General features: G+C 55.9%; 13 protein-coding genes and 1 other RNA gene. 12 read left to right on the plus strand and 2 right to left on the minus strand.

Going from position 1 to position 13,095, the window contains the following annotated elements; all coding sequences use genetic code 11:
- Positions 1–6: 6 nt before the first annotated feature.
- From rpoD to rnpB, 5 genes are all read left to right on the plus strand, one after another.
- Positions 7–1,128 (plus strand): RNA polymerase sigma factor RpoD, encoded by a 1,122-nt coding sequence (rpoD, locus tag NYE74_RS14265; protein WP_316560775.1) that lies wholly within the window; start codon positions 7–9, stop codon positions 1,126–1,128.
- A gap of 79 nt (positions 1,129–1,207) precedes the next feature.
- Positions 1,208–2,032 carry a hypothetical protein gene (locus NYE74_RS14270; protein WP_278738250.1) on the plus strand — a complete coding sequence of 275 codons (825 nt, stop codon included), beginning with the start codon at positions 1,208–1,210 and terminating at the stop codon, positions 2,030–2,032.
- Positions 2,029–2,799, plus strand: coding sequence for a tRNA (adenine(22)-N(1))-methyltransferase (locus NYE74_RS14275; protein ID WP_213511081.1), 771 nt, complete (start codon positions 2,029–2,031; stop codon positions 2,797–2,799). Before NYE74_RS14270 ends, NYE74_RS14275 begins: the two co-directional genes overlap by 4 nt.
- Positions 2,775–3,890, plus strand: a complete 1,116-nt coding sequence (locus tag NYE74_RS14280; protein WP_213511078.1) for a Nif3-like dinuclear metal center hexameric protein — start codon at positions 2,775–2,777, stop codon at positions 3,888–3,890. The genes NYE74_RS14275 and NYE74_RS14280 overlap by 25 nt, the downstream gene beginning before the upstream one ends.
- A gap of 91 nt (positions 3,891–3,981) precedes the next feature.
- Positions 3,982–4,387: RNase P RNA component class A (rnpB, locus tag NYE74_RS14285), an RNA gene on the plus strand.
- 114 nt (positions 4,388–4,501) lie between these two features.
- On the opposite strand, the gene NYE74_RS14290 is transcribed toward rnpB, so the two are convergent.
- Positions 4,502–6,430, minus strand: a complete 1,929-nt coding sequence (locus NYE74_RS14290) for a S8 family peptidase (protein ID WP_213511077.1) — start codon at positions 6,428–6,430, stop codon at positions 4,502–4,504.
- 155 nt (positions 6,431–6,585) lie between these two features.
- Between NYE74_RS14290 and NYE74_RS14295 the strand changes: the two genes are divergently transcribed.
- From NYE74_RS14295 to thiI, 6 genes are all read left to right on the plus strand, one after another.
- Positions 6,586–7,092 (plus strand): YpuI family protein, encoded by a 507-nt coding sequence (locus NYE74_RS14295; RefSeq protein WP_213511075.1) that lies wholly within the window; start codon positions 6,586–6,588, stop codon positions 7,090–7,092.
- 150 nt (positions 7,093–7,242) lie between these two features.
- On the plus strand, positions 7,243–7,449 hold the full coding sequence (locus NYE74_RS14300; protein ID WP_244927431.1) for a DUF1540 domain-containing protein: 207 nt from the start codon (positions 7,243–7,245) through the stop codon (positions 7,447–7,449).
- Between the two features lie 36 nt (positions 7,450–7,485).
- Positions 7,486–7,908, plus strand: a complete 423-nt coding sequence (locus NYE74_RS14305) for a hypothetical protein (RefSeq protein WP_036621342.1) — start codon at positions 7,486–7,488, stop codon at positions 7,906–7,908.
- 170 nt (positions 7,909–8,078) lie between these two features.
- Positions 8,079–8,813 (plus strand): lytic transglycosylase domain-containing protein, encoded by a 735-nt coding sequence (locus tag NYE74_RS14310; protein WP_316560777.1) that lies wholly within the window; start codon positions 8,079–8,081, stop codon positions 8,811–8,813.
- A 126-nt stretch (positions 8,814–8,939) separates the two neighbouring features.
- The gene (locus tag NYE74_RS14315) at positions 8,940–10,079 is read left to right on the plus strand and encodes a cysteine desulfurase family protein (protein ID WP_316560778.1); all 1,140 of its coding nucleotides are present in this window, start codon (positions 8,940–8,942) and stop codon (positions 10,077–10,079) included.
- A gap of 17 nt (positions 10,080–10,096) precedes the next feature.
- Positions 10,097–11,332, plus strand: a complete 1,236-nt coding sequence (gene thiI / locus NYE74_RS14320; protein WP_341005315.1) for a tRNA uracil 4-sulfurtransferase ThiI — start codon at positions 10,097–10,099, stop codon at positions 11,330–11,332.
- A gap of 99 nt (positions 11,333–11,431) precedes the next feature.
- On the opposite strand, the gene NYE74_RS14325 is transcribed toward thiI, so the two are convergent.
- Positions 11,432–12,136: a TerC family protein gene (locus NYE74_RS14325; RefSeq protein WP_036621349.1), complete on the minus strand. Its 705-nt coding sequence runs from the start codon at positions 12,134–12,136 to the stop codon at positions 11,432–11,434.
- A 129-nt stretch (positions 12,137–12,265) separates the two neighbouring features.
- Between NYE74_RS14325 and NYE74_RS14330 the strand changes: the two genes are divergently transcribed.
- The gene (locus NYE74_RS14330; protein ID WP_316560779.1) at positions 12,266–12,928 is read left to right on the plus strand and encodes a TerC family protein; all 663 of its coding nucleotides are present in this window, start codon (positions 12,266–12,268) and stop codon (positions 12,926–12,928) included.
- The last annotated feature ends 167 nt before the right edge of the window (positions 12,929–13,095 follow it).

The raw sequence follows: 13,095 nt of genomic DNA on the forward strand, positions 1-13,095 counted from the left end.
CCAGATATGACGAATGACCAGCATACTGAACTAGAAACTGAATTGACGCTGGACCAGGTAAAGGATCAGCTGATTGAGCAAGGCAAGAAAAGATCTTCATTATCATATAAAGAAATTATGGAGAAGCTCTCGCCCTTCGACCAGGATCCGGAACAAATGGACGAATTTTATGAACAATTGGCGGATTTGGGCATCGACGTCACGGGTGACGGCGATGAAGAGCATCGGCGCGGGGAAGAGGATGCCGCGCATGATGACGATTTTAACTTTGACGATGATTTGAGCCTGCCGCCGGGCATCAAAATCAATGACCCTGTCCGCATGTACCTGAAGGAAATCGGCCGGGTTCCCCTGCTTTCCGCAGATGATGAAATGGAATTGGCCAAACGGATCGAAAACGGGGATGAGGAAGCCAAACGCCGCCTGGCCGAAGCGAATCTCCGCCTCGTGGTGAGCATCGCCAAGCGCTATGTAGGGCGCGGAATGCTGTTCCTCGATCTCATTCAGGAAGGCAATATGGGCCTCATTAAAGCGGTCGAGAAATTCGACCACAAAAAAGGCTTTAAATTCAGCACGTACGCAACGTGGTGGATTCGCCAGGCGATTACGCGGGCGATAGCCGACCAGGCCAGAACGATCCGGATTCCGGTTCACATGGTGGAGACGATCAACAAGCTGATCCGCGTCTCCCGCCAGCTGCTGCAGGAGCTGGGACGCGAACCCGCGCCGGAAGAAATCGCCGCCGAGATGGATCTAAGCGTCGAGAAAGTTCGTGAAATCATGAAAATCGCCCAGGAACCGGTATCGCTGGAAACACCGATCGGGGAAGAGGACGATTCCCATCTGGGAGATTTTATCGAAGACCATGAAGCTTTGGCCCCGGCGGACGCCGCCGCTTACGAACTCCTGAAGGAACAATTGGAGGACGTCTTGGATACGCTCACGGAACGGGAGGAGAACGTGCTTCGGCTTCGCTTCGGACTGGACGACGGACGGACGAGAACGCTGGAGGAAGTCGGCAAGGTGTTCGGCGTAACGCGGGAGAGAATCCGGCAAATTGAAGCAAAGGCGCTCCGCAAGCTGCGCCATCCGAGCCGCAGCAAGCGGTTGAAGGATTTTCTCGAATAAGCGTCGCGGGTAGGCGTGTTAGCTCTGACCTTCTGCAGCCAAAGCAGCAAGGTCATTTTTGTTAAAAGAGGTGCTGCCTTTGAATCAGGACAAAAAAGCAATCATCCTGAACGAAATCGAGCACTGGAGAAGGAGCCGGCTGCTTCCCGAACAGTACTGCGATTTCCTGCAAAATTTGTACAGCGACGAGCCGGAAGGGGATTCCCGAAGCTTCTTCTCCTTGGGACAAATTCAGCAAGGAAGCTGGAAACTTTGGTCCCTTTCATTTGGCATAATTTCCTTCTTTTTCTTTATTGTTTTTTATTTTAGCGCTTTTCCTTGGGGTTTGCAAATCGCGGCTGCGCTGCTGCTTTGCTTCGGTTGTTATTCCCTGGCGGCGTACCAGCGGCGCAACCGGCCGTTGTTCGCATTGTGCGCGGCGGGCCTGGGCAGTTTGCTGTTGCTGGGTTTCGGGGGCTGGACGATCCGCCTTCAAGGCTGGGAAGCGGACAGCGGAGCCGCGCTGCTGATCGCCGTTTGCGGGATCGTGTGGATTGCCGCGGGCTACAGCCTGCGGTTGGGGATTTTGACATACTGCGGGTTCGTTTGCGGCATTTTGCTGTACGCTATCCTGTTCGAAAGGCTGCATCCCGAAACGTCCTGGGCGCTGCTGCAGCTGTTATGGCTGCCGGTTGCCGCCCTTCTGTTTTGGTTAAGCTGGTTGAGTCACCATCGGCTCAAGCAGTCGGCCCGCGTGTTTTTCGCCGTCTCCCTTACGCTGTGGTTTATGCCGGAGGCGGATGTATTTCTGCTGCGGCATGCGGCCTACGAGGGGATGGCGGCGCTGGCGCTGCTGAAAATTGCCGCGGCGTTCCTAATCTTGTTCGTATTACGTAAAAAATGGGTGGTGTGGATCGCTTCATGAGATTGTCCGCAAGATTGCAGCTAATATCCGATCTGCTGCCAAAGGGCTGCCGTTTTGCCGATATCGGGTCGGATCACGCCTTGCTGCCGGTATCGGCGGTGCAGAGCGGGCGGGCCGCATTTGCCGTGGCCGGCGAGGTCAACGACGGGCCGCTGGAGGCGGCCAGACGCCAGGTCGCCGAGGCCGGGGAGACGCAGCGGATTTCCGTCCGCAAAGGAGACGGGCTGGCCGTCATCGCTCCCGGCGAAGTGGACGCGATTACGATCGCGGGTATGGGCGGAGCCTTGATCGTTTCGATTTTGAGCGGCGGCAAACCCAAGCTTGCAGGGGTTAAGCGGCTGGTGCTGCAGCCGAATGTAGGCGAAGAGCTCGTGCGCCGCTGGCTTGCCGAAAATGATTGGTACCTGGCCGAAGAGGCTATTTTGGAGGAAGACGGCAAAATATACGAAGTGATGATGGCGGAGTCGGCTGCCGATGCCGCGGCGCGGAATGCCCAGCTGTACGCGGAGCGCGAATTGACCGATCATGAGGGGCGGGGAATCGCCCTTTCGAAGGATTTGCTTTATTTGATGGGACCGCGGCTGACGCTTAAACCGGACGATGTTTTTTTAAAGAAATGGGAATCGGAAATCCGCAAGCTGGAAAAGATCCGCCGTTCGGTGGCCTCATCCGCCTTGGAAGCGTCCCGGGAAAAGGAAGAGGAACTGGGGCGGCTTACGGAACAACTCCAGGAGGTGCTGGCATGTTTGCAAAAGGTCAAACGGTAATTCAATACATGGAGCAGCTTGCTCCGAAACATGTGGCGATGGAAGGCGATAAAATCGGGCTGCAGCTCGGCAGCCTGCAAAAGGAGATCAAAAACGTACTGATCGCTTTGGACGTCAACGAGGCGGTGGCGGATGAAGCCATCGCCGCAGGCGCCGATTTGATCGTCGCCCACCATGCGATTATATACCGCCCGCTCGCCAATCTGCAGAGCGATACGCCGATGGGCAAAGTGTACGAGAAGCTGATCAAAAACGATATCGCGGTGTACATCGCCCATACGAACCTGGATGTGACCGACGGCGGGATGAACGACTGGATGGCCGAAGCTTTGGGCATCGAAAGCGCCGCGCCGCTGGAGGACCTGCATACCGACAACCTGTATAAGCTGGTCGTGTTCGTCCCCAAGGACCATCACGAAAAGGTGCTGGACGCAATGCTGGGCGCCGGAGCGGGCGCTATCGGCAACTACAGCCACTGCAGCTTCAACATCGAGGGATACGGCACGTTCAAGCCCGGCGAAGGCACCGACCCCTATATCGGGGCGCAGGGCAAGCTGGAGAAGGTGGAGGAAATCCGCATCGAAACCGTCGTTCCGCAGAGCCTGCGCAGCAAAGTGATTCAGGCGATGCTGAAGCAGCATCCTTACGAGGAGGTCGCCTACGACCTGTATCCGATGGAGCTCAAAGGACGGACGCTGGGGCTTGGCCGCGTCGGCAAGCTGCGGGAACCGGTCACGCTGGAAGACTTCGTGCAGCGGGTTAAAGAGCGGCTGGACGTGCCGATGGTGCGCGTTGTCGGCGATCTGAAGCGGCCGGTCCGCAAAGCCGCCGTGCTGGGCGGATCGGGGGGCCGTTATTGGAAGCAGGCGCAGTTCCGCGGCGCCGATGTGCTCGTCACCGGTGACGTTGATTACCATACGGCTCAGGACGCCTTGATGGCCGGGATCGCCATCGTCGATCCGGGGCACAACGCCGAAAAAATCATGAAGCGGAAAGTGGCAAAGTGGCTGACGGAGAAGCTTAATGAAGGCAAATATGACACCAAGGTGCATGTTTCCGCCATCGATACGGAACCGTTCGTATTTATGTAGAACCATGAGGAACCATGAAACGCCAGTTTTTCCGCTGATTCACACTTGTCAGCGGCCGTCAATGTCTGTATACTATGTAATGTTGCCTATGAAAGTTTGACAGACAATCGCCGGCGGCTTTAAGGCCGCGGGAGGAAAGTCCGGGCTCCACAGGGCAGGGTGCTGGATAACGTCCAGTCAGCGCGAGCTGAAGGATAGTGCCACAGAAATGGACCGCCGATGGCCGCCGCAAGGCGCGCACAGGCAAGGATGGAACCGAGGTGTAAGAGACCCCGAGGAACGCTGGCGACTTCGTTCCTGGTAAACCCCACCTGGAGCAAGACCTAATGGGACGCGGCTTCTTTGGAAGCAGCCTTTGCCCGAGGCGCGTCCGGGTTGGTTGCTGGAGCCGTTCAGTAATGGACGGCCTAGATAGATGATTGTCGCTCAAGGGCGGGAGGGTAGTTCCCGTTAATACCGCAAAGAGTACAGAACCCGGCTTACGGCAAACTTTCAACACTGCAAGGCACAAGCATACTTATATTTATGGTCAAAGCCTCCGCAGCGCGTGAATGCACATACGCGCTGCGGAGGCTTTTGGTTTGGACGGGCCTTACTTAATTTATATAGCTTTACTTGTTCTGATCGATTACGCGGTCCATTTTGCGCTGGATCGATTGCGGCCAGAACTGCAGCGGAGCGCTGCCGCCGCCGGCGGCCTGCAGCGCGGCGAACACGTCGATCTGTCCGTATCCGTAATATTTGTCCCGCCCGGCATCGCCGAGATCGATCACGTTTTTACGGATAATGTCCATGACCTCCGTATTTTTCAGGTCGGGATTGATCGAGCGGATCAAAGCCGCCAGGGCCGCCACATGCGGGCTGGCCATCGAGGTGCCGGATAAAGCGGCGTATTGATTGTCCGGATAGGTGCTGGCAATGCTTTCGCCGGGGGCCATGACGTCAATGTAGTCCCCGTAATTGGAGAAGGAAGCCTTCTTCAGGTTAAAGTCCGTGGCGGAAACGGACAATACCTCCGGATAAGCGGCCGGGTAGCCCGGACGTTCCGTATTGTCGTTGCCCGTGGCGGCGATCAGCACAACGTCATGATTATAAGCGTATTTGATCGCCTCATGCAGAAACTGGGCATCCGCATAGTTGCCGAGGCTCATATTGATGACCTTGGCCCCGTGGTCCGTCGCCCAAATGATCCCCTGGGCCACCGAATAGGTCGTCCCGGAGCCGGATTTGTCGAGCGCTTTGACCGGCAGGATTTTGCCGCCCCACATCATCCCGGCGATCCCTTCGCCGTTGTTGACGTTGGCGGAAATGATGCCGGCGACATGGGTGCCGTGGCCGACATCGTCCGTCGGTGCCTTGTCGGGATTAATCACGTTGTAGCCCTTCAGCAGCCGTCCTTTCAGGTCGGGATGCTTCAGGTCCACGCCGGTGTCCACGATGCCCACGATCACGTCGTTGCTGCCTTTGGACAGCTTCCAGCCCCGGTTCGTCTCCGTGATCGGCAAGTTCCATTGGTATTCCGAGAACAGCAGGTCGTTCGGAATTACCGGCGTATCCTCTTGCATCCCGGTACTCGCATCATTGTTGAATAAACCGCCGTCCCAAAATCCGCCGCCGAACTCATTGGTAAGATACAAATAATGCGGCTCGATATATTTGGGCCTCCACTTTTTCTGGAAGTAGCGCTTCAACTGCTTCATGTCCATCGTTTCCGAGCGGAAAATATACGTATGGTTGAGCTTCCGCGTCATCGATCCGCCGATGTCTTTTTCGATCCGCCGCATTTCCTCCGGCGCCGGCTTCTTGTCGAAGGTAACTACGATTTCGTTCTCATAATAATGGCTTGCCTTTTCGTTGTCATGGCCGGTTTTGACGGTGATGTCGCGAAGCGTGTCGGCGTGCACGGATTCGACTTTGAATTTACCTTCCTTCGGGTAGGGAATCAGCCGCAAATTTTTGTGCTGATGTTCCTCAACACGGCTCAAAATGCCGGCGTCCATGATCGCGATAACGCCCTTTTTTCCGGTTTTGGCCGGCTCCGCCGACACAAAGTATTTGGGCTGTTTTGCCGGAAACACGGGAGATTCGTAGGACTTCGCTTTGTTCAGCGCCTTGCGGGCGTAACTTACGTACGTATCGAGCTGTTCTTTCACCGCCGGGTCCGGCCGGAAATCCGCGCGGCGAAACTGCTTTTCCTGCCGGTTTTCCGCATCGTACCAAAAAATCGCCTGAAACTGCTTGTGATCTTTTTGCAGCTCCCGGGCCGAATTCGGCAGCTTGCCGGATGGAGCCTGGGCAAAATCGGAAGCTAGGGTGCGAAGATGCCCTTTGGCGTCCAGGCGGTAGAGGCGTTCCGTGGCGGTGACATCGCGCCGCAGCATGTTTTGCTTCAACTGCTGTTCCTCCGCCGGTTTCGGTACGGAGAGTTTGGCAATTTGATTTCTTGGCCTTGCGTCGTTGTCCGTTCTCGGAAACAGGGAAATCGCCGCAATGGCGGCGGCTCCCGTCAAGCCGATCGCGGCCCATCTGCGCCAGTTCATCGTTGTTCCTCCTTCACATTCGTAATGCCGATGGGTATATCGTGAGGTGAACTGCCCGTTTTTATTCTTGAGGGATACCTTAAATGGTCAAATTGTGTTACGATAAGGGCGTTAATGACTATACCGATCATTACAGGTGAAGGAGAATTGTTTGCATGCCACAAGCCAATAACATCAGGCAACTTTGTGAAACTGCAAGGGAACAGCTTAAGAGCGCGGCCGGCCGGATCGAAGCGTTTTTGAACCATTATTCGCTGCCGCAGCTTACGGAAGGCCAAAACGAAGAGCTAGGTTTATTTTACAAGGGGTTGCTGTCGGACCTGCGGCATTTGCTCGTTTATTGCGAAGATTGCTATGAGAAGCTGGGGATCGTGCTTCGCCGCGGCACCTTTGATGAGGAAGCGGCCGAAAAAGCGCTGTATCATGTATATCACGACTGCGTAAATAACTTCTTCTATCCCAAAAACGAAAGTTACTCCGAGGACGGAAGATATGCATATACCGGGCAAGACGCCATCCGTTTCCGCAAGAAGCCGTCCCGTCCGGCGCGCGACGTCGTGCTCGACATTACCCGGGCGTTCGAGGAACTGCGCGATGATCTGACCTATTATGAAAGCGATTATTTGATTCAGCTTCGCTTGAACCGCGCTCATTCCAAATAACCGAATTCACCGATTTGAACACGGGATGCCGATTTCGGCATCTTTTTTCTTTTTTTGCCCCGATTTGTCAGCCTCTGGTCTGTATAGCGATCCGCCGCTGCGGGGAAAATGTTAACCGAGGTGATCAATATGCCAAACGGGGACAAACCCATGGTCAAATGCAGCGTCTCCAACTGCACGTATTGGGGAGAAAAAAACGTGTGCAACGCCGATGTGATTATGATCGATATTGACCAGCACGCGGGTAGACATTACAAAGCGGAATTTGCCGGCGAAACGTTCGATACGGAACATCGGGATACGGCAGTGTCGTCCTCGGCCACCTGCTGCCATACGTTTAAACCGAAATCGTCTTAACCGCAAAAACCAACCTACTAGCGGAGGTGCTTATTGATGACTGATTCCTTGAATGAAGAAGACAAAACGGATCTGCCGTCAACCGAAAAGCAAAGCCGGATCGATTATCCGCGTAAAGACCACCGCGAGGAATATGCCGCCGAAGTAACGCCGGCGGGAACATTCAGCGGAAACGCGGTTCGCGAACGCCGGGAAGATACGGATGGAGAAGCCGGCGATGCGAACCGGGCTGAACGCGCCGATACAGATGCGAACACGGCCGGACGAACGGTTGGCTACGTCGGTGTTGGTTTGGGGATCGCCTCGCTTTTCCTGTGGTCGATTATTTTGGGTCCGCTCGCTGCCGTGATGGGTTTTTACGCATACAGCCAAGGCAATAAAACATCCGGAGCATGGGCGATCGGGCTGGGGATCGTGTCGACGCTTAGTTATTTTGTCCTCATGCCGTTTACTCGATAATTTTCGCCGTTTTCCTCTTGTTTCTTGCCGATAACGGCTGGCTGACGTCGCTTTTCCGGACGTTGGCCTTTTTCATTTTTCGCTTTTTTCGCAAAAAGTGGTGGTTATTGGCGGCGTTTGCGTGTAAAATAAAGGCATCGAACTTGTACACGGAAAGAGGAGTATCACGCATGCAAATTGACCCGCGCACTTTGGGACAGCTCATTCAACTGCAGACGATGAACGGCCTGGATCTGCAGGGAACTTCGGTGGAGCGGACGGCCGCCCATACCGATGGTTCGTTGTTCGATATTCTGCTGCAGGAAATAATGTTGGCGGAGCAGGGGGAAACGGGCGCTTTAGATTCGTCTTTACCGGGATACCTCCCGGGAAGCGGTTTGAATCTATCGGCGGGGCTGGCCATGCTATCGCCGTCCATGGCGAATACGGATTATGCGGACGCGGTTTCCGCAGAACCCGCGGAAGCTTCGGCGCTGCCGGTCAAAGCCGGAGATAATATCGAAGCGCTGATCGCCCGGGCCAGCCAAACTTACGGCGTTCCGGAAAGCCTGATCAAGGCGGTAATCGATACGGAATCTTCTTTTAATCCGACGGCAGTTTCGTCCGCAGGGGCCAAAGGGCTGATGCAGCTGATGGACGGAACGGCCCGGGGGCTTGGAGTCAGCGACCCGTTTGATCCGGCGCAAAACATCGACGGCGGCACCCGGTATTTGTCCTATCAGCTAAGCCGCTTCGGCGGTGAGTTGAAGACGGCGCTGGCGGCCTATAATGCCGGCCCGGGGCGTTTGCAAAGGCTGGGGATCGGCAACGACGAGCAGTTGATGGAGAAGCTGCATTTGCTCCCGCAGGAAACGCAAAACTATATCCGCAAAATTTTGACGGCGCAAGCCAAATACGAAGTCTGATGCCAAGTTTACAAGGCTGATCAGTTGAACTTATTAAAATTTAGAGATCGCAAAGAAAAACGCTCCGAATGCTTTTTGAATTTCGGCGTTTTTTCTTTTGGTCTTTTTTGGAATGAAGGTGAATCGATGATTTATTTCGACCACGCGGCGACAACGCCTCCATACAAGGAAGTAACCGAAACGGTGGCCGAGGTCATGGCCCGCCATTACGGGAACCCGTCTTCCCTGCACCGGCTCGGCGAGGAAAGCGATAGGCTGCTGAACAAGGCCCGTGAGGTGTGCGCGGCGGCGCTGTCGGTAAACCCTAAGGAGATTGTCTTTACGGGCGGGGCCACGGAAAGCAACAATACGGCGATTAAAGGGGCGGCCCTGCAGTATACTAACCGGGGAAAACATCTGATCACGACGGAAACCGAGCATCCGTCGGTCTACGAATGCTGCAAGCAGCTTGAGTCCTGGGGCTGGGAGGTTACCTATCTGCCGGTCGATGCGGACGGTCTGGTCGCCGCGGAACAGGTGCAGGCGGCGCTTCGTCAAGACACCGTGCTCGTTTCGGTCATGCATGTCAATAATGAAACCGGGACGCTTCAGCCGGTGGCGGAAATCGGCGCGATGCTGAAGGATAAGGCGCCGCGGGTGTTGTTCCATGTGGACGGGGTGCAGGGATTCGGAAAGCTTCCGCTTGCGGTCAAAGGCTCCGGGATTGATTTATACAGCTTGTCCGCGCATAAACTAAGAGGGCCCAAAGGGGTCGGCCTGCTGTACGTCCGCGAAGGGCTGAAGCTGTCCCCGCTGCTGGCCGGTGGCGGCCAGGAAGGCGGTATGCGCTCCGGTACGGAAAACATTCCTTATATCGTCGCTTTCGCCAAGGCGCTGCGTCTTGCGAGCGAAGGGCAGCCTAGCCGGGCCGCCAAACTCGGGGCGCTGAAGGATCGCCTGCTCCGGGGAATGATAGCGCTGCCCGAGCTTTTGATCAATACGCCGGGGGCTTCCGCGCCGCATATCGTTCATTTTTCGTACCCGGGAACGAAAGCGGAAGCGCTGCTCCATATGCTGGAGGAGGAAGGGTTTTTCGTATCGACCCGCTCGGCTTGTTCTTCCAGGCGAAGCGAACCGAGCCGTGTGCTGCTGGCCATGGGAAGAAGCCCGGAGGCGGCATCGTCCGGCATTCGCATCAGCCTGGGGGAAGAACACCACGAACAGGATATTGACGCTTTGCTCGCCGCACTGAAAAAATCGGTTCAGCGTCTGCAAAGCTTACGATAGGAGAGAACACGGTTATGTTGTTGTACGATATGCTGCTGCTCCGTTTCGGAGAAATTACGGTCAAAGGGCGGAACCGTCCCCGCTTTGAACATGTAGCGCTCAAGCACGTAAAGGGGCTTCTTCGCAATTACCCGCGAACGGAAATCCGCAGGGAGTTCGGGCGGATTTACATCGTGCTGAACGGCGAGCCCGCCCAGGCGATCATCGAGTCGCTGAAAAATGTGTTCGGCTTGACTTCGATCAGCCCGGTCAAGGTGGCCGTCTCGCGGTTGGAGGACATTGTGGCCGCGGCCGTATCTTTTGTGGAGGAGGCGTCCGTCAAAGAGGGAACGACGTTTAAAGTGCATGCCCGGCGCGTGTGGAAGGCGTTCCCCCATTCCTCCCAGGAGATGAACCACCTGGTCAGCAAGCCGATCCTGAATGCGTGTCCGCAATTGAAAGTGGACGTGCACAAGCCGGAGCTCGAACTGCGCGTGGAAATTCGCGAGCAGGGAACCTATTTGTACACCGAGGTCATTCCCGGTCCCGGAGGGTTCCCGCGGGGCACGAACGGCAAAGCGATGCTGCTGCTGTCCGGCGGAATCGACAGTCCGGTAGCCGGCTGGTCCGCGATGCGGCGGGGGCTTGAAATCGAATGCGTCCATTTCCACAGCTACCCGTTCACGAGCAAAAAGGCGGAGCAAAAGGTGATCAATCTGGCCGCCGTGTTGTCCAAATATGCCGGGGAAATCAAACTGCATCTCGTGCCGTTTACGGACATTCAGACGTCTTTGGCGCAAACGGGGCAGGACAATCTGATCATCACCCTGATGCGGAGGGCGATGCTGCGCATCGCCACCCAGCTGGCCGAACGCAGCGGCGCTTTGGCGCTGGTGACGGGGGACAGCCTAGGCCAGGTGGCGAGCCAAACGTTGTCCAGCATGAACGCGATTGGGCGGGCCACTGACCTGCCGCTGCTCCGTCCGCTGGTCATGAGCGACAAACTGGACATTATCGCCTTGGCGCAGCAGATCGGAACGTACGATTTGTCGATTTTGCCTTACGAAGACTGCTGCACATTGTTTGTGCCCAAATCGCCTTCAACCAATCCGAATTTGCGGATATTGGAAAATATCGAGCGCTCGCTGACGGATTTGCCGCAGCAGATCGATCGGGCGGTCGAGGAGACGGAGACGATCCTGATCCGGCCGGGACGCGAAATCAAACGTAAATCGTCTGCGGAAGAGGAAGTCGTGCAGAGCAAGTGGTTTTGAACATAGGTACGGCCGCAATGCAAAAGCGCGAGCACAGAGGTGCGATCCCTCGATGCTCGCGCTTTTTTTGTGCCAATTTTCCTGACTTTTTCTCGGTCTTTAGCGGGTTGCCGGATGGGTGCTGGCGTTGTCCTTTTCTTTCTGTTGGCGTCTTTTCTTCAGGAATCCGGCCAGCAGCACGCCGCAGATTACGACGGCGATCAACCCGTACCGGAGGCCGGGATTGTCCTCAAAGAACGCAAGAAAATGCGGTTCCTCCGTAATCATTTTAGCTGCGGTATAAGCCAGCACGGCCGCCCCCAGGTAGGCGATCCACGGAAACTTCTCCAGCAGCTTGATAAACAACGTGCTTCCCCAGACTACGATCGGCACGCTGATCAAGAGGCCGATTGCGACGAGGACCATATGGCGCTGGGAAGCGCCGGCGACCGCGATCACATTGTCGAGGCCCATGGCGGCGTCGGCGATGACGATCGTCCGCACGGCCGGCCATAGCTTATCCTTCGCTTCGATGCTGTCGTGGTCGCCTTCATCGGCCAGCACTTTGTAGGCGATAAAAATCAGCATCAGTCCGCCGGCAGCCAGCAGCCACGGAATGCCGAGCAGCCAAACGACGATCAAGGTCGCCGCAATCCGCAGAATGACGGCGCCGCCGGTTCCGTAAATAATCGCCTTCTTCTGCACGGTGCGGGGGAGCTTTCTCGCGGCCATCCCGATGACGATGGCGTTGTCTCCCGCCAAAATCAGATCAATAAATACGATATTGATCAGGGACAGGAAAAAAGCCGCACTAAATAATTCCATTAAGGTCACTTCCTTATAAACGTAAATACGTATTAACGCTCCAAAAGGGTTCACTTGTCCGAAAGACGATGTTTCAGAATGGCATAGCTTGGCTCAATTCCTCATACAAGTTGTAAGGGAGGGATGAGCGTGGAGCAGTTGATTTTATTGTCGGAAATATTGATTATAAATCTGGTGCTGAGCGGCGATAACGCGGTGGTTATCGCGATGGCCAGCAAAAGCCTGCCGCTGCAGCAGCGCAAACAGGCGGTTTGGTGGGGCGCCCTGGGAGCGGTTCTGCTGCGCTGCGCGCTTACCTGGATCGCCGTGATTTTGTTGAAGATTCCTTTTATTCATGCCGCGGGAGGGCTTCTTCTTGCGGGGATCGCCTTCAAGCTGCTGCTTCCGGCGCATGAGGACGATACCCGCGTTTCCGGGGCGGCATCGATGTGGAAAGCGGTGCAGACGATTCTGGCCGCGGATTTCGTGATGAGCCTGGACAACGTCCTGGCCATTGCCGCGCTTGCGAAAGGCGACTTGTCCATCCTAGTGATCGGCATCGCCATCAGTATTCCGATCGTCGTCTGGGGCAGCAATCTGATCGCCGATTGGCTGCAGCGCCTGCCGATCCTGACTTACGCGGGGGCCGGCATCCTCGGTTATACGGCCGGCGACATGTTTCTGCAGGATCCGCAGCTGGGCCCGGCGCTGGCGGCAGCCATGCCCAACGTGGCCCAAATCGTCCCGGCCGCGGTTGCCGTGCTCGTTATTATGTTCGGCTGGATGAAAAAATATAAGGCCGGCCGCGGTTGAATCGCCTGGGAACAAGGGAACGGCCGCCTTTCGGGCCTAGCGAAAATCATTTTTCGGAAGGCGCAGGGGAGGAGTGGTTTTTTGCCCGATTTTCAGCTAAACTGGAAGAGAACAGGGATGTCGTAATTTGCTGCGGCTTGTCCCTCATTGTCTTCTGGAAGGTGTGT

This window comes from Paenibacillus sp. FSL P4-0127 (assembly GCF_038007325.1).
GTDB lineage: Bacteria > Bacillota > Bacilli > Paenibacillales > Paenibacillaceae > Fontibacillus > Fontibacillus macerans.